This is a genomic window from Luteibacter flocculans (genome assembly GCF_023612255.1).
In the GTDB taxonomy this organism is placed as follows: domain Bacteria; phylum Pseudomonadota; class Gammaproteobacteria; order Xanthomonadales; family Rhodanobacteraceae; genus Luteibacter; species Luteibacter flocculans.
The window spans coordinates 591,378-608,957 of record NZ_CP063231.1 but is presented as its reverse complement, the minus strand read 5'-3'; the positions used below and the strand labels follow the sequence as shown (position 1 = coordinate 608,957).

The window sequence follows — 17,580 nt, the reverse complement described above, 5'->3', positions numbered from 1 at the left end:
GTGGCGATGGGAACTTGCCAGTGCCAGCCAGCCTGCTGGCGATGGAACTTGCCGGTGGGAGCCAGCCTGCTGGCGATGGGTGCTTGCCTCGCCCGCTAAACCGCTTCGTTGGCTTTTCGCCAGCAGGCTGGCTCCCACCGATGCATCTCCCACCATGCACCTGACACCGATGCACCTGTCACCGGTGCACCTTTCCGCATATCGCGAAGCACAAAAAAGGCCCGCCCCCTTAGGGGCGAGCCTTGGATATCAAAAGCCGCCGCCGGGCGTTGACCCGACGACCGCCGGTCTTCAGAACGCCACGCGCACGCCAGCAGTCACGCCGTAAGCGGAGCGGCGCGAGCCTTCCTCAGCGGTGAGGCCACCGTAGAGGTAGGTGTTCTTGCCGAGACGCATGGTGCCGTTCGCATTGACCTGCACGAAGCTGCGACCGACGCCCGGAGCCGCCGTATCGAAGCGCTGGCCGGCCAGCGTGTCATGCACGGTCGGGTCGAGCAGGTCGCCGGTATCGGCACCTACCGCGACGCCGGCACGCCAGGTCAGCGTCGTGGCAAGCGGATCGGACGCCTTCGAGCCCATCGTGACACCGGCAAGCACACGCGTGCCGGTCTCGGAGAGCTTGTCGAGCGAAAGCGCCGCGGCCGAACCGTGTTCGCTCACCGCATCGCGCTCCACCTTCTGCCAGATGACGCTGGCATACGGTTCGATACGCGTACCGTTGGCGGTCTGCATCGGCATACGCAGGGTCGCGCTGGCCATGTTGTCCTTACCCGAGGTACGGGCGTCCAACTGCGAAGCGCCCACCGGATCCGGACGACGGGTCGTCCAGTCCGTGGTGCCGTAGGCTGCCACGCCATCGAGGACGAAGCGGCCGAGCGCCTGCTGCGCATAGACCATGCCCGAGGTGCCGCGGATAGAGCCCGAGCCACTGTGCGCGATGACGTTCGTCTCATGGTGCGTGGCCGCCACGCCGAGCACGGTGCCGCTCTCCGCGTAGAGATCGATGCCGCCCGTGGTGCGATCGGTGCCGGTTTCGAAGCCACTGCCCTGGCCGTCGGCGACGGAGCGGTTGCCGTCACGCGTGACGTTGGCCCATACGTTGTGCGCGATGTCGGCAGAACGGTCCGTGGCGAGATGGTCGCTCACGTCACGCTGCATGCCGAGGCCCGCACTGCGTGCCGCAGCAGCCTGGTCGGCATGCACTTCGCCGGAGAGGCTGGTCACCACCGAGGCCGCACGATCGGCTCCAGCCGACGACGCGGCGTAAAGCAGGTCGTTCTGCGCCGCGCTTGCCGTGCCGGCATCCATCGCCTGGATGCCGCCGTCGAGCAAAGCCGCAACGGCCTGGGCGTTGCGCTTAGCACCGTCACCCAGCAAGGTGGCATACGACACCGGAGCCACACGCAGGTCGATGCTATGACCGTCGTTCGCGCCGTAGAACGCCAGGAAGCGAGCGTTCGCCGGCAGGCCGGCAGCGGGCTGTGCAATGGAAGCGAAGCGGCCCTGCACGCCACCGTCCGCCGTGACGATGCGATAGGTGCTGCCCAGCGCCGGCGTGTAGGTGTTGGACGCGTTGCCGGTGATGCCGCGCAGCGTCGGCACCAGCGTGCCGTCGGCGACGAAGCGGTTGCCTGCACCGACCACCAACACACGCGAGTAATTCCCGGCGCCGTTGCCGGTGCCCAGACCGTCGATATCCACCTGCAGCGAGCTGCCGGCCTGCATCGTCACCGTGCCGGCCACCGTCAGCGTGCCCGGGGAGTTGCCGGCGGCCAGACGGCCCGCAACGTTCACCGGTCCGTTGATGACACCCACGCCGCGCAGCATGGCGCCCGTATCCACCTGCACGAAGCTGCTGGAAAGCTGTCCATTAGCGCTCAAGACGCCGTCTTCCACGCAGGTACCGCTGGCGAGCATGGAGCGGCCCGTAAGACTCAGGTAGCCCTTGCCCGACTTCACGAAACACCCATTGCCAGTGCCCGCCAGCAGATTGCCCGAGAGCACGGTGGTGGTGCCGGCAGCCACGTTCACGCCCGAGTTGCCGGTGATGAGCACTTCCTGGCCCGTACCAAGCGACGCATCGGACTGAAGCGTGCCGCCCTCGAGCAGGATCTGGCCCGTGCCCAGCGACGAACCGGTGTTGATGCGGATCACGCCGCCCTGGATCAGGGTGCCGCCGGTGAAGGTGTTGTTGCCGTACACGATCATCGTGCCGCCGCCGAGCTTCACGAGGCCGCCGCTGCCGCTGATGTCGCCGCGCTGGTTCAGTGTCACGCCGTCCAGCGTGGTGATCTGCGCACCGTGGCTGCCGATCTGGATGTCGCGATCCGTGCTCATCGTGCTGGTCACGGTAAGGTTGCCGCCATTGATGGCGATATTGCTGGACGCGTCGCCGAGGTTGGCATCGGACGACACCTGCAGCGTGCCACCGTTGATGGTGTTGCCACCGGTGTAGGTGTTGTTGCCGCCCAGGATCAGCGTGCCCGCGTTCACCGTCGTACCGCCGGTGTGCGAGGCCACGCCCTCGATATCGAGCGTGCCGCCGCCGTTCTTCACTAGACCGCTCGCGCCCGATACATTGCCGGTAGCGGTGAGCGTGGTGCCGACATCGGTGGCAATCGTGCCGCTGCCGTTGAGCGACAGATTGCGTGCCGTGGTGAAGGTACCGGTGGTGTGCAGCGAACCGCCGTTGAAGGCGATGCCGTTCGCTGCATCGCCCAGGTTGGCGTCCGAGGACACCTGCAACGTGCCACCGTTGATGGTGTTGCCACCGGTGTAGGTGTTGTTGCCGCCCAGGATCAGCGTGCCCGTGTTCACCGTCGTACCGCCGGTGTGCGAGGCCACGCCCTCGATATCGAGCGTGCCGCCGCCGTTCTTCACTAGACCGCTCGCGCCCGATACATTGCCGGTAGCGGTGAGCGTGGTGCCGACATCGGTGGCAATCGTGCCGCTGCCGTTGAGCGACAGATTGCGTGCCGTGGTGAAGGTACCGGTGGTGTGCAGCGAACCGCCGTTGAAGGCGATGCCGTTCGCTGCATCGCCCAGGTTGGCGTCCGAGGACACCTGCAACGTGCCACCGTTGATGGTGTTGCCACCGGTGTAGGTGTTGTTGCCGCCCAGGATCAGCGTGCCCGTGTTCACCGTCGTACCGCCGGTGTGCGAGGCCACGCCCTCGATATCGAGCGTGCCGCCGCCGTTCTTCACTAGACCGCTCGCGCCCGATACATTGCCGGTAGCGGTGAGCGTGGTGCCGACATCGGTGGCAATCGTGCCGCTGCCGTTGAGCGACAGATTGCGTGCCGTGGTGAAGGTACCCGTGGTGTGCAGCGAACCGCCGTTGAAGGCGATGCCGTTGGAAGCATCACCCAGGCTCGAATCATTCTGCACCTGCAGCGTGCCACCGTTGATCGTGTTGCCGCCCGTGTAGGTGTTGTGGTTGGTCAGCACGAGAATGCCGTCGTTGACCACGGTACCTCCGGTGTGGGAAGCCACACCGCCGATGACCAGACGACCTTCACCGTCCTTCACGAGCGTGCCCGTACCCGACGCCGTGCCGCCCGTCGCCATGGTCGTGTCGGCGTCGACGTCGAAGTGGCCGGCGCCGCTCAGGACCACGTTGCGGTCGGAGTTGATCGTGTCGGTGGTGTGCAGCGTACCGCCGTCGAGCGCGAGGTTGCTCGACGCGCCGCCGAGGTTGGCGTCGTTGGAGACCTCCAGCGTGCCGCCGGTGTTGACCACGGTACCGCCGCCGTACGTATTGGTGCCCGACAGCACCAGCGTGCCATCGTTGACGATGGTAGCGCCGCTCTGCGTGAGATTGCCGGTCTGCGCCAGCGTGCCGTCACCGTTCTTCACGAAGTCGCCACTGCCCGTCACCGCACCGGAGTGCGTAAGCGTTGTACCCGTGGCGGTGTCGACGGTGCCGGTGCCGGTCACGTCGATGGTATTGCCCAGCGTCGTGGTCTGCGTGGTGTCGAGCGTGCCGTTGTTCAGGGCAATCGCACCGGTGCCGAGCGCAGCGCCGTTATCGATCGACACGGTGGCGCCGCCAGAGACGTGGGTGCCACCGGTGTACGTGCTGGTGCCGGTGAAGCCCTGCGTGCCGCCGGTGACGTTCACGCCACCTGTGCCGCCGATGGTGCCGGTGTAGGTATCGTGCCCGTTCGTGATGGTGAGAGCGTTGGTGCCGAGTTGCACGTTGCCATGGCCACCGAGCGAGGCGACGTTCTCGTTGCCGCTCGCCAGGCTGACGTCGAGCGTGCCGTTGTTGGTCACGCCGCTGGACTGCGCGATGCTGCCGTTGCCCGAGAGGGCGAGGGTCGCACCGTTGTCGATGGTGGTTTCGCCGGTGTAGGTGTTGGTACCGGTCAGCGTTACAGTGCCGCCGTTGCCGCTGTTGACGATGTTGAGGTCGCCCGGCGTGCCGCTGGTCTCGTCGGAGATCGTGCCTGTGAACGTGGCATCGCGTCCGTCCTGGTCGATCGTCCCGCCATTGTGGGTGATCGCGACGTCCTGACCGAGGGTCGGGTTGGTCTGGTCGACCGTGAGCGTGCCGCCGTCGAAGATAACGTCGGTGGTGCTGACGCCAGTGGTGGTTTCCGGATGCGCCGGGTCGACCGTGACGACCGTCGGACCACCGGCATTGGCGGCATCGTTGGGCGTGGCAAGCACCTGGAAGCCCGGATTGTCCGGTGCGCAGTTGGCGACGGGGCCAGTGAGATTCACGCACTTGCCTGCATACACGCCCATCTCGACGCCGCCATCGGCGGCGCCAGCGACGTTCGCCGCGTTGTTCGACAGGGCGGTGAAGCTGATGGTGTAGACCGTGCCCGCGACGAGATCCACGCCCTGATAGATGCCGTCGAAGCTACCGACGGCGCCGTCGTACCAGGAGCCTGCGGTGCTGGTGTTCACGTTCGTGGTGGTCTTGTCGCCCTGGCCCGGCGCGTTCCAGGTACCGGCCGCTTCGGGAACGGTGCCCGTCTGGTAGACCACGCCCCAGTTGGCAGGCGCCTGAACGCCGCTGCTGCCGATCGAGCCGCCCTGGGTGAATAGCGGGTTGGTGAAAAGGTTGGTCGTGGTGTCGCCCGCGGCATAGAGGCCGACGTTGCCGAAAGTCCAGTACGCCGGGTCCTGACGGAAGGCGAACAGCACGTAGTTGTTGCCGCTGTCCGTGGCCGTGAAGGTGACGGAGTAATTCTGGAACTGGTTGGCGACGTTGGACGCGCTGTTGGGCGCCGTACCGTTGTTGATGTCCAGCAGGGCGCCAGCCGGCATGCCCAGATTGCCCGCGGCGAACGCCGGCGTCGCAAAGGAAAGCGCCGCGGCCAGTGCCGCCAGCGGCAGGACGGTGGTTCGCGCATCGCGCGCCCGACGCCCTGACACGCTTCCGCCGGAGGAACGGCGACCAAGTTCGGAAGTGACGACGAGCTGGCCGAGCGTCCGGTTCCAGACGATGCGAAAAATTCTGTTCATGGGAGTGTTTGGTCCTGTCGTGAGTCGATGCCCCTCCCCAACTTCCCTGCGTTTCATGGACGACAGCTTTGGTCGGTGAGCGGGGATGCCATCAGCAAGGCCCGTGCCAGCCAGCGTGAAGACCGTGTTAACGCGTTCCGCAGGAACACGCGATTACGGCCATGTGACGCAGCAGGTCGTTTTGTGACACCGGTCACGGAACGTATTTGCCGTGAAAGGTAGCTGCGTTATCGGCAAGAGGTGAAAGCGTCCGGCCGACGTGGTGCCTGAACGACGCCGGGCCGAGGTCGCGGTGTACCCGCCTCAGGGCGCCGGGCACCCTCTACCATGTCGCCACGCCGGGCGCCGGCACTCATGGAGAAGAGGATTGAAGACGATTCGACTGACGCTTGCCGCCACGCTGTGGCTGGCGCCCTTCCTGGCCCAGGCAGCTGGATTCGACTGCGCCAAGGCCTCCACGGCCATCGAAAAGGCCATCTGCGCTTCGCCGACGGTGTCCGCCCTCGACGGGCAATTGGGCGAAGCCTTCCGGGCCGCCGTGTCGAACCATCCGGACAAGCGCGACGCGCTGACGCTCGACCAGCGCCACTGGCTGGCGGATCGGGACGCGGCCATCTCCAACGCCTTGCGCGACCATCCGGGCAAGCCCCTGGCCGCCGACGTGGCCGACTATCAGGGTCGAATCGACTTTCTTCGCGGCTTGGACACCAAGGCACCACCGCCGCTGGATCGGGTGCGCGAGGCGCTGCCGCGCCTGCCTGCCGGATCGCGCGACATCCTGGCCGACCTGAGCAAAGCTGGACTGCCGGTCGCGGTGGCGACCGAGGTGCGGATCGACGAGGCAAAGGATTTTCCGTTCACCCCCGACGCGCCACTGCGCAAGGCGCTGGAAGAGCTCGACGCGTCCTCCGGCTACCGCAAGCTGCCGGGGATGCCCGTCAGTTCGATCTACTCTATCGGCGGCACGGCGAATTGCTGGACGGAGGCCCCCTTCCGACTCGAGGGCGATCACGCCATCGCCGTCGATCCGCCCCGCGCATGGGACAGCGACTGCATGTCGCTCCATGGCATGGCCCGGGTAGGCGACGACGTGATCGCCACCGTCCTCAGCCATCCGTCGGTGGACGAGACGAACCTCGGCGTGAGCCGCTGGGAAGGGAAACGGTTTGGGCCCGACGCGGTACTGAGCCTGCGCTTCGATCACACCCTGGCAGTGACCGGCAGCGCCTGCGCGCCCGCCCAATCGCCTTGCGATGGCTTCGCCACGGCCGCATTGGCCGCCGCGACGCGCTACGCGCGGAGCCCGGTACCCGGTGCGCTCGACCGCTCTCTACAAAAAACGGCGAAAAGCAGGTACGCCGATCTGCTCGCCGCGGCCCAGTCTACGTCGGGGCTCGCAACGAAAGGCGGCGTGGTGCGCACTCTGGAACTGCCGACCTTCGGCAGCAACCTCGCCTCAGGGCAGATGAACATGTACGGCGAGGACGCAACGTTCTTCCCCATCGATGTCCAGGGCGAGACGCTACTGGGCCTCATCGGCCACGGCCACATCGGTTGGCGCGTCAACGACGACTGGCTGGTCTCGGCCTGGCGACTGAAAGCCGGCAAGCTCGAAGCGGTGGCATCGGCGTATGTCACGGTGCAGCGAGGGGTCCTGCTGCTCTCGTCGATCGTGCCGCCCCCGCCGCCGGTCTCGCACTGAGCGTCGTAATACACCCCGAAAGAAGCAAGAAGCTGGCGTGAGAGAATACGTCCATCGACTTATGGACAGATGGACACATGGCTGTGAATTGGAGCGCGGGCCTCATGCGATGGCGACCGCACACAGACAAGAGCGGTAAGCAGCATCCCCTGCACCATTTACATCCGTTTCGGTACGAAGTGGTGATGCCCGCCAAGGACGGGCGTCCGGAGACAGTCGTAGCCGTGCATGTTGGTTTCGGCATGCACTGCTTTACCAAGAAAGTCGAAAAGGGCGACGACCCGAGCAATCGGTACGCCGATGACCGTGAGGAACGGACGTTCGACTTTGAGCGGTATGAACTTTCCAAGCGACTGAGAACCATCGCTCGCGAGCTGCAGCAACGGCAATGCGCGTTCGCAAAGAACGAGAACTTCGTATGCCTGGATCTCACCGATGCCAATGGCGAGAGGCTGCGCTACGGCGTGTTCTTCAACATCAAAAAATGGGCAGGACAAGAGCGTGGCGACAATGCCGTGCTTCTGGTCATCCAGAGCGCATACTGCCTTGACCCCAAGAAGCCGGACCCATGCCGGGGGAAGATCCGCTTCAACGTACTTTTGGGTCACGCACTGCGAGGCACGACCCCTACCCGACCCAAGCGCTAAAAAAACGAAGCCCCGCAATGCAGGGCTTCGTAGTCTGGACCCTGTTGCCTCCGCACCGGGCGGAACCACTTGCGCGGCAGGTAACGCTGTCCCGGGGGACACCAGCTATAGCGTTACGGACAATGCTACTCGCCCGGATGGGCGTTGTCGATGATTACCGGTTGATCGTCGATTTAGAACTGTGAATATCAAGCGCCGATTTCGCGTAGTCTTTCGCCTACAGAAATGTCACCCGAGTTGTGCAATATATGCGCGGTCCAACCGGGCCGCAGGGGGCGGTCGCCGGGGGCAAAGGGGAAACACACCCGATGGCACACCCATGAGCGGCTTCAAGCCGGTCACCCATCGTTATGACGATGCGCTGAGCCGTGTCTCGTGGGACGCGTTCGAGCGCCTGATGGCCGAGCATTACCGCAGGCTCGGGTACGCCGTGGAGCACGTCGGTACCGGCGGCGGATTCAACCGCACGGACGGTGGCATCGACCTTTTGCTCCGGCGCGAGCAGGAGGTGATCGTCGTGCAGTGCAAGCACTGGAACTGCTGGCAGGTGCCGCACAACGACGTCCATCAGCTCATCGGCGTGATGCACACCGCAGGCGCTATCGGCGCCATCATCATTACCTCGGGCGAATTCACGCCCAAGGCCATCGAGTCGGGATTCAAGTTTCGCCATATCCGGCTGATCGACGGACGCGCCGTCCGCGCCATGCTGGGCCCGGTGGCGGAACCCGAGATGCCGCACGCGACCGTAGACTGCATGCCCGATTGGGCGCCTGTACGGCCGAGACGGAGCGCTCGGCGGCGATCCCACTCGCCGCTGGTCGCAGCGGCGGCTGCGCTGATCACGATGGCCGTGACGCTTACCGTGCTCTATCAGTACTACCTCAACGAAATCCAGCGTGCGCAGCTTGAGGCAACGCGTGCCTCGATGACCCAGGCTGCCACGCGTCTGGCCCAGGCGAGCAGGATGCCGCCGACCTATCCCGGGTTCACCGCGCACAAACCCACGAGCACGATCCAAGGCCACCCTGCCATCGTGCACGACACGCCGACGAGCAAGACGGACATCGCCGAGTGGGAGAGGCAAAACGCGGCGTCGATGCGCATTCTGGAAAAGACCACGCCGTCGCTGCCCTGACGGCAAAGAGACGGTGGAGATCCACCGTCTCTTTCGTGCTCAGAATGCCCAGTTCACGCTCAATCGTGCGGACTGGTCCTTTGCATGACTGGCGAACTGCCCCATGTACGACGCATCGATCGTGACCGACGGCGCGGGTTTGAAACGTAGACCCATCGTCGCGACGCCTGCGTTCTCGGCGATCGGGGTGCCCGCCACCTGAAACGTATCGCCACCCGCCACGAAGCGCTGGCGGCTGAGCGTGTCGGTATCGCCCCAGGCATGTTGCCAACCCACGCTGCCGAACGCCGCCATGCCGCCTTCGTCGGAAAGCGTCCAGTTGCCGCGCAGGCCGAGCGTGCCGAACGTCTGCGACGACGTCTCACCCATCACGTCCAGCGCGGCAGGACCCGGCTGCTCGTGCAGATGATCGGTGCGCAACTGCTGGCGCGCGACATTGACGAACGGCGCGAGGGACGCACGATCGAAACGGAACGCGTAGGCACCTTCGACGAACACCTGCGCCGACCGCGCGTGCTGACTGCCCGCCACGCGCCCGCCGAGGGTGTCGACGTCTACCGTGCGATGCGTATCGATGTCGCGATAGCTGTACAACGCGCCCGCCTGAAGCAACACGTTACCGTAGTGCCCACTGCCGTAGAGCGCGGCGGTGCGTGTATCGCCGCTGGCGGAATCGCCGCGAGCGGATGCCGAGACATGGCCGCTGCCGAGCGCTACGCCAAGGCGCGTATCGCTGCCGATGCCCGTGTCCGCGCCGACCAGCAAGCCGCTGCCGTTAGTGCTCAGGCGTGCGGCATTGCCATCCCCGTCGTGGTTGCCCCAATGACCCCACACGGACGCCCATGCGCCGCTGACGTCGTCGGCGCCGTCTGCCTGTTGCACGAGCAGATGCTGATTGATCGCGTCGCGCTGGTAGCGGTCGTCGTCGACCAGTGCGCCACGCAGATTGGCGTGGATCTCGCCGGAGAGGTTGTCGAACGCACGCACAGCGGTGATGCTGTCCATCCTCAGGATCGCATCGTAGACGGGACCGCTGCCAAGCGATTCCGCCGCTGCGGCGGTCGCGCGCTGATTGCGCGTGACGGCGACGTCAGGGAACGTGCGGTCGTTGCGAGCGAGCGTGAGGTCGACAGCGTTGGAAGTGTAGACAAGCGACGGCGTGAGGAACGCCAGATCCGACGAGACATTCGAGAATGTGCCGCCCACGCCGCCCGCCGCGGTGAGGATGCGATACGTGGTGTTGGCTTGCCATTGCGCACCGCTGCCGAGGCTCACCACCGAACCGCCCTGCAGCGACGCCCTGCCACCGACGGTCACGCTGTCCGAAGTGCCGGCGTCGGTGACGTCGACGGTGTAACGCATCCCTGTCGCCAGCGTCAGGTCGCCAGTGAACGACAGGCTACCGACCGTACCGCGACCGGCAGGCGATAGCTCGCTGCCCGCCGCGAAGGAGGCGCTACCGGCCTTGCCTGTACCTGTCAGCACCGCACCGTTAGCGAACACGAGGTTGCCGCCCAGCGCACCGTCCAACTGCAACGTGCCCGCGATGCGGGAGGTGCCCGTGAACGCACTGCTGTCACCGGTGAGTCGCAGCGTGTTCGCACCCAGTTTCTGGAACGTGCCGTTACCCGAGAACGCACCGGCGTAGGTCACGTTGTCGGAACGATCCAGCACGAGAGCGCCACGATTCACGATGGCGAGCGGCAACACGCCCTGCGTGCCGCCATCGCCGACGTAGAGCGTGCCGGCATCGATCGTGGTCGCGCCGCTGTACGCATTGTTGCCGGTCATACGCAGTGTGCCGGCGCCGGTCTTCACGAGGCTGCCTGCCGACGCGCCGTCGACGAGATCGCCGACCAAGGTCGCATTGGCACCGTTGTCCACATCGATGTTGGCGCTGCCGGCGATATCCACGGCGTTGGAAAGCGACACATCGTTCGCCAACGCGAGCGTGCTGCCATCGCGCAGGGAAAGGCCGCCGCTGCCGATCGCCGCACTGTCGCCGAGCGACAGCGTGCCCGCGGCGAGCACCGTGGTACCGGTGTAACTATTCGCGTGATCGAGAACGAGCGTGCCTGCACCGAGCTTCGCGATACCACCCGCGCCGGAAATCGCGCCGTTCCAGACAAAGCGGTTGGTCGCATCGGCGATGTCGATCGCCCCACTGGAGACGAGCGAGAGCGCGCGATCAGTCGATGTATCGGTGGCACCAGTGATACGCAGCGTGCCGCCTTGCAGTTGCACGCCGTTGGCCGCGTTGCCCAGGTTGCGATCGTCGGCGATCGCGAGGACACCACCGCTGACGGTCGTGTCGCCGGTATAGGTGTTGAGACCACCGAGCACCAGCGTGCCGGCGTCGGTCTTGTTCAAGCCCGCCGTACCCGTCAGCACGTTGTCGATCGTAGCCACGTAACCGGCGCTGGACTGACTGCCGTCACCGACGCGCAAGATCGGTGCGCCGCCCGACAAACCGACCAGATCCACCGCATCCCCCGCGACGCGGTAGCCGTCGCTCAGGAACTGCATGCCGGTGACCGCCAGTGCGCCGGCCGACGCATCCGTCGTGACAGTGCCAGGCGCACCACCGAAGATCGCGAAGCTGGGCTGCGGGGCCATCGGGCCGGTCAAGCTGCCGTGTTCGTCCGTCCATGTGGAGGACGACGCCGACCACGTGCCGCTGCCGCCGCCCATCTGCGTCGGGCTGGCAAGTCCGTTGGCATTCCAGTAGTTCAGCGAGGTACCCGTGTAGTCGATGAGGTTGATCTGCCTTGCGCCGGTCAGGTACTGCAACTGCACTGATTGGCCGGCTGGCGTGCTGCCAAAGCGCAGCCCACCGTTGCTCGTGGTGAGCGTGGTGCCATACGAGAACAGCGTGTACACGCCAGGCCCCATGCCACCCGCGTCGCTCACGTTGAGCGTCACGTCGCCGAGCGACAACGCGCCGGTCACGACCACCTTGTCACCCACGCCCGATGCAGCGAGTTCGGCGTCGTAGACGCTACCGTCGGCCATCGCGAGATCGCCGTTCACGGTGAGCGTGCCGACCGAATGACCGGGCGAAAGCGAAGCGCCGCCCGCGAGGGAAACGTTTCCGACGATCAGGCCGTGACCGCCAAGACCGGCACCGCTGTCGACCGACACGTTGCCGTTCAACTGCGCGGGGCTACCCGCGACACTTCCCACGATGAGCTGACCGGACTGCACGCTGGTGTCGCCCGTATACGGTGCCGCGTCACCATCGAACAGCAGCGTACCCGTGCCCGCCTTTATGAAATGACCGCTGCCGGCGAGCGCTTCGGTGAAGCTCGCGACGTCGGAACGGTTGAACACCAGCGTGCCATTGTTGATGACGTCGCTGGTCAACGTGCCGCTGGTGCCACCGTTGCCGACGGCAAGCGATGTACCTGCACCGATCTTCGTCACCACGTTGGTCTGCAGGACGCCTGTGATGACGGTGCCCTGTGGCGAGATCAGTTCCGCGCTGCTGACGTTGACGTTGCCGGTCACCGTCGTCGCGAGCGTATTGGCGAGGGTGAAGTCGGCGGCGGTGACGTTGCCGATGGCCCCGATGGCATTGCCCGCCGAGGTGAGCGTGATGTTACCCGCGACATTCGCGGTGAAGGTGGCAGCGGTGACCGCGCCGGCTATCTGATTCAGTGAACCATGCGCACTGTCGATATTCAGCGTGCCGGTCGATGTCACGTCGTGGTTCAAGCTGACGCCCGTATCGCCTTGCAAGGCAACCGTGCTTCCGCTGACCTGTCCGCCCGTTGCAAATGTACCGCCGCGTGACGTCAGCGACACTGCACCGGTGGTGATGACATCGAAGGGCAGGATCACCCTTCCGCCTGACGACAGCGAGACGTTGCCGTTGGCCGCATGACTCACATTGCTGACCGTAAGGTCGGTAGCGCTGTTCACGGCGATGTTGCCGCCGACGAGCGATACGCCGCTGCCGAAGTCGTTACCCGCGTTGGTCAGGGTGATGTCGTTCGTGCCGGCATTGAACGCGTTCGCGCCCGAGCCAACAAACGCACCGCTCTGCTCGATCGGGCCGCCGTGCGTGGTGATGCTGATCGATCCCGCACGGATACTGTCCTGCGCCACGACGTGGTTGCCGTTGGCACTGAAGGATGTCAGCGTGTTCGAAAAGCCGACGTCCGCGCCCAGCGTGATGTCGTTCGGCGTGACGATGGACAGTGCGAACGTACCGATGACCGGTGCCACGATGTCGATGGCCGCCTGCGACTGCATCGTCACCGCGCTATTGAGTTGAATCGGCGCACCGTAGGTCTGCTGACCGGTGGTCGTGATGTTTCCCGCCAGCCCGATCACATTGGAATTCTGCAGATTCAGCGTACCGTCGATGTTGACGGCGTGCAGGCTGAAGGGTGCCCCGCCGGAACTGGTGACGTTGCCCGTGCCCTGGATCGATCCGGTGACGTTGATGCCGGCCGCGTCGAATTGCCCCGTGGCGAACGCGACCGACGCACCGTTGGACGCACCTTGAAGCCGCACGTCACCGATGAGGGACGGGGATCCGCCATTGGAGGGAATGTTGGAGCTGATCGTGACGACGCCGCCATCGTTCACCTGCACGGCGCCATTGAGGGTGGCTCCCGGCAACATCAACAACTGGTTGAGCGTGCCGTTGAAGATGATCGCGGAGGCGCGAGATACACCATCCGCAGCGAGGCCGCCCTGGATGAGGCTGCCATTCTGTATCAGCGTCCCGCCGCCATAGGTGATCACGCCCGCACCTGCCGCGCCCGTGGGACCGACGGCATCACCGCCCGAGATGCTCCCGGAGTTGATCAGCCTCGAATTCACGCCCACAAGCGTGACGCCCGCACCGCTTTGGCCCGCATCGAACGGACCCGCACCACCCGTACCCTCTGCGCCGCCCACGCCGCCGGTGATGGTGCCGCTATTGGTTATCTGGGCGGCGTTGCCGAGGGCCAGCAGGCCATCGCCACCTCCGCCGCCGCCCGCACCGGTAGTAGAGCCGCCGCCACCACCGGTGCCGCCCCGGCCACCCGCGCCGCCCGTCAAGGTGCCCGCTGTGACCAGCACGGTGCCGTCCGCCGCCAGGATGAGGCCCGTGCCACCACCGCCGCCGCCGCCAGGGCCACCAAGGGAGCCTTGTTGGATATCACCACCCTTGCCGCCGTTGCCCCCCGCCATGCTCACGCCAGACGAAATGCTGATATTCGTGCTGGTGCTATACACGCCGGCACCACCACCGCCACCGCCACCTCCGAACCGGGAGCCGAAGCCGCCGTCGCCACCGTTCTGACCGATCAGCGTCCCGTTAGTCCCGGCGTTGCCTCCCGTGCCGCCAGCGCCGTCGACCGGGAAATCCATCGCGTTGCCGCCAACGCCTCCGTTGCCATTGACACTCAGCGCACCGGGTACCTGCACGGGGGGATAGAGGGTCGCGTTGCCGCCGTTGCCGTTGCCAAAGCCGCCGATACCCAGACGATCGTAGCCACCGACGGCACTCGGCGTCCCGCCCGCAGCACTGCACGGGCGCAGGTCGAGCGGCGTGCATTGGGCAGCCGAAGCCGCGGACGAGGCGAGCCAGAACCCCGCGGCGACGAACGCCAACGACAACGCCCGCAGGCGTGGCATGCCACCCCGTTCGTCGCGTGCGACCTGTCCGCGAGACGACGACAACTCCGAGGCCACCTGCACAACGCGCAGCGCCCCGTTCCATACGAGATGGTAAACACGGTTCATTGGGATCCCCTTGGCGACGGCGCCTCCCTGCCAGGGTCGACGCAATGGCGCGCATCTTAGCGCCGTTCCAGGGGTGACGTGTGATCAGGGGAGCGGCTGCACCTCAACGACACTGCCGTCCTGGGGAGGCACGGTCAACGACGCGGAGGTATTCCGCTCCATGGGCGCCATTCCTTTTCGTGGAGGCCGGGCCTCCGTCAGACCCGGCGTGGAAAGGGGCGAGTTCAGGGGGCCGATTGCACGTCGCTCATGCTGCCTTCCGACGACGACGGCAATTCCAGGTAATGGGCCGGTCGCTGCTCGCTGAATCGGTTGGGCAGATCGATGTTGAGTCGACCTGCCAGATACTCGACCAGGGCCTCCAACGGAACGCCGTACGGCGTGGACACGTGAGGCGATGCGAAGATGTCTGCGATGGCAGTGGCGTAGCGGGGATCGCCCGAGCCGAAGATGTAGATGTCGCGCGGCGGAATATCGTGCGGGAAATGCACCTCCGCGTAGGTGGGATCGTAGGCGGCGAGACTGACGTTGTCCGAAAGCGTCGCCACCTCACGACCTTCGGTCCAGACCGCGTAGTTATGGAACGCCTGCCCCGGTTGAATAGGCGACGCGTGATCCATGAGCCGGTGCATGTAGGCCCTGTCGGCAGCTCGCATCGTTCCGTGCCCGCGCGTGAAAGGCGTGTCCAGCATCGACGATACTCCGCTGAACGTGCCGAACGTATCGTTGTTGCCGGATGCACCGAACCCGCCATTCGCGATCAGCTCCTCGGGCGAACGCATGTCGTACCGATACACGATGGCGTGATCCGTGGAGGCCAGGTAACCGTGGGCGTTGGCTCGCAGGGAATCTCTCCGGAATTCGTCCATGCGCGTGCGCTCGCCCTCGATGTTGCTCCTCAGTCGCTCATTGAGGTGATACGCCCGCGTCAGCGAACTCCTGGGCACCACCTGGGCGATATAGCCCTCATCGATCGCGGGCGCTCCCGCCCCTTGTTGGGAAGAGGGCGCATCTTCATCGTGATCCGACGGCAGTTCATCAACTTGCGGCACTTCCGCGTCCCCTCCAGCCAAACGCGGCGATCTCAGCGGGCTCAGCGGATAACCGATACGTCCATGGATTCGATCCAGAGGCGCGAGCGCGAACTGCTCCCGACCCTGAGCGGCAGGCTGTTCACTGACACGGGGATCAGGGCCGATCCCAGGAATGGTATTCAGACTATCGAAGGCGGCACCCAACGGAACGGCCGTCGCAAAGGTGATCAGGCCCTCCGCCAGGCCATCCCGCCTCTCCTCGAAGGTTCGGCCATCGATTTCGCGCTCGATGCCGAGGCCCAGGCCGACCGCGGCGCTGCTCGCCTGAACGGCAATGGCGAGCGGCGGCGCGTATCCCAACGGGCCCAGTAAGGTGACCGTGCGGTGCAGCGTGGTGCGCCACGCTTCCCATGACGTCGCCACGCGCATCCTCGCATCGTCGCGCAGCCTGCGTTCGGTGCGCTTGCGCATGTCCTCGAAGGGATCGCCGTCGATCGGCGCGTTACGCGTATCGATGATCTTGCTGTCCGCATGCCACCGACCACTGGCCATCTTCTCGAGGCTGGTTTTTACGCCCGACCAGAACACACCGTCCTGCTGGTCGTAGAGCGAAAAGCGAGACATCAGGTCGTCGAGTGCCCGCGGGTCGTTCGCCTGCTTCACGACCCAGCGTCGAAGATCCGCTTCATCGGAGAAGGCCACGAACGCCGGCTTTCCTTCGGGGATGTACAGCACCTCTCCCTTGCCGGGAGAGACAAAACGCAGGAGGTCACTGGACGTGTAGCCATGGATATCGAAGTGACGTACCTGGACCGAGCGTGGTCGCCCCGCACGCAACTGCCAGACCTTGATCGGACCATCGAGAGGAACGTTGGACGCGCCGCCCGCCATGACCTGCTCATACTGCTCCTGCGTCAGCACACCGGAAGCCCGCGCATGACGTGCCTGCTCGACGAAGCGATATCGGGCCAGCAAGGGCCAGTTGTGTCCGACACGCTTCCAGTACGCGTCGAAATCGACGTGCAATTTCTTCACATACGGAAGTTCGTCGAACACCTTCTTTGCCTTGAACTCGTCGAGTATCCGAGAGAGACGGAAGTCCGGACGGCGTGCGAAGGGCGTGCCGGCACGAAACACGGCGAACGCATCGTCAAGACGGCGGAAGTCTTCGTAGACGGTGTCGATGACGTTGCCCTTCGCGACGAAGGTGTTGTACAGGTACCCGGGCCCGGTGCGGCTCCAAAGAAACGTGCCGACCTGCGAGAAGTAGTCCATCGCGCTGCGTGCATGCACCATCCGATTGAGAAAGGTATACAGCGACGGGCTGGCCTTCCCTCCCCCATTCAGTCCACCGACCGCATCCGCGAGCCCCGCAAAAGCGGTATGTCGGGAATGCTCGGGAAAGGCCTCCATCAGCGCGTCCGTCAGCCGGATGATCTGGTCCGGCTTACCCTCCTTCCGCGTCTTCGCTGACGCAAAGTGAGCGACCACGTAATCGTCGCCGTTGATGCCGAGGTGCGCCTTGATGAAGTCCTTCGCTACGAGCCGGGGGTCGGGAATGGGGGCATTGAAAACCTGCGCGGCGATCGTCCCGTACAGGCGAGCATCGCCTTCCGTCGCGAACAAGGGCGCGAATGTCGGCACGGTCACATGCGAATAGGTCGCCTGCGGCGCCTTGGTCGCCGTCGTTTTGCCTGCGGCACCGACGGGGGACGTGATCGGCGCGTCGGCCTGTGCGGGGAGGTTGACCGCGCCGGCGATGGCCAGGGCCAGCGCAGCAGCGAGCCGCGTGAGGGGGAGCGGATGGCTCATAGATACGTTCCTTGTGGTTTGCAACCGGACGTT

The 17,580-nt window shown here is 65.4% G+C and carries 6 protein-coding genes; 3 read left to right on the top strand and 3 right to left on the bottom strand.

Features of this window, described 5'->3' with window-relative positions; translation table 11 throughout:
• Positions 1–291: 291 nt before the first annotated feature.
• Complete coding sequence (locus IM816_RS02575) at positions 292–5,475, bottom strand: autotransporter-associated beta strand repeat-containing protein (RefSeq protein WP_250339669.1); 5,184 nt, start codon at positions 5,473–5,475, stop codon at positions 292–294.
• 367 nt (positions 5,476–5,842) lie between these two features.
• Between IM816_RS02575 and IM816_RS02570 the strand changes: the two genes are divergently transcribed.
• From IM816_RS02570 to IM816_RS02560, 3 genes are all read left to right on the top strand, one after another.
• The gene (locus IM816_RS02570) at positions 5,843–7,177 is read left to right on the top strand and encodes a lysozyme inhibitor LprI family protein (protein ID WP_250339668.1); all 1,335 of its coding nucleotides are present in this window, start codon (positions 5,843–5,845) and stop codon (positions 7,175–7,177) included.
• A gap of 185 nt (positions 7,178–7,362) precedes the next feature.
• Positions 7,363–7,824, top strand: coding sequence for a hypothetical protein (locus IM816_RS02565; protein ID WP_250339667.1), 462 nt, complete (start codon positions 7,363–7,365; stop codon positions 7,822–7,824).
• A gap of 319 nt (positions 7,825–8,143) precedes the next feature.
• On the top strand, positions 8,144–8,962 hold the full coding sequence (locus IM816_RS02560; protein ID WP_250339666.1) for a restriction endonuclease: 819 nt from the start codon (positions 8,144–8,146) through the stop codon (positions 8,960–8,962).
• Positions 8,963–9,001: 39 nt separating this feature from the next.
• Here the strand turns inward: IM816_RS02560 and IM816_RS02555 are convergent, their stop codons facing one another.
• Positions 9,002–14,701 carry an autotransporter domain-containing protein gene (locus IM816_RS02555; RefSeq protein WP_305884074.1) on the bottom strand — a complete coding sequence of 1,900 codons (5,700 nt, stop codon included), beginning with the start codon at positions 14,699–14,701 and terminating at the stop codon, positions 9,002–9,004.
• Between the two features lie 224 nt (positions 14,702–14,925).
• Positions 14,926–17,547 carry a dermonecrotic toxin domain-containing protein gene (locus IM816_RS02545; protein ID WP_250339665.1) on the bottom strand — a complete coding sequence of 874 codons (2,622 nt, stop codon included), beginning with the start codon at positions 17,545–17,547 and terminating at the stop codon, positions 14,926–14,928.
• Between the last annotated feature and the right edge of the window lie 33 nt (positions 17,548–17,580).

Excerpts from the sequence above, each read along its gene's own strand:
- IM816_RS02575 (WP_250339669.1), bottom strand. The coding sequence starts at position 5,475 with ATGAACAGAATTTTTCGCATCGTCTGGAACCGGACGCTCGGCCAGCTC.
- IM816_RS02565 (WP_250339667.1), top strand. The coding sequence starts at position 7,363 with ATGCCCGCCAAGGACGGGCGTCCGGAGACAGTCGTAGCCGTGCATGTT.
- IM816_RS02560 (WP_250339666.1), top strand. The coding sequence starts at position 8,144 with ATGAGCGGCTTCAAGCCGGTCACCCATCGTTATGACGATGCGCTGAGC.
- IM816_RS02555 (WP_305884074.1), bottom strand. The coding sequence starts at position 14,701 with ATGAACCGTGTTTACCATCTCGTATGGAACGGGGCGCTGCGCGTTGTG.
- IM816_RS02545 (WP_250339665.1), bottom strand. The coding sequence starts at position 17,547 with ATGAGCCATCCGCTCCCCCTCACGCGGCTCGCTGCTGCGCTGGCCCTG.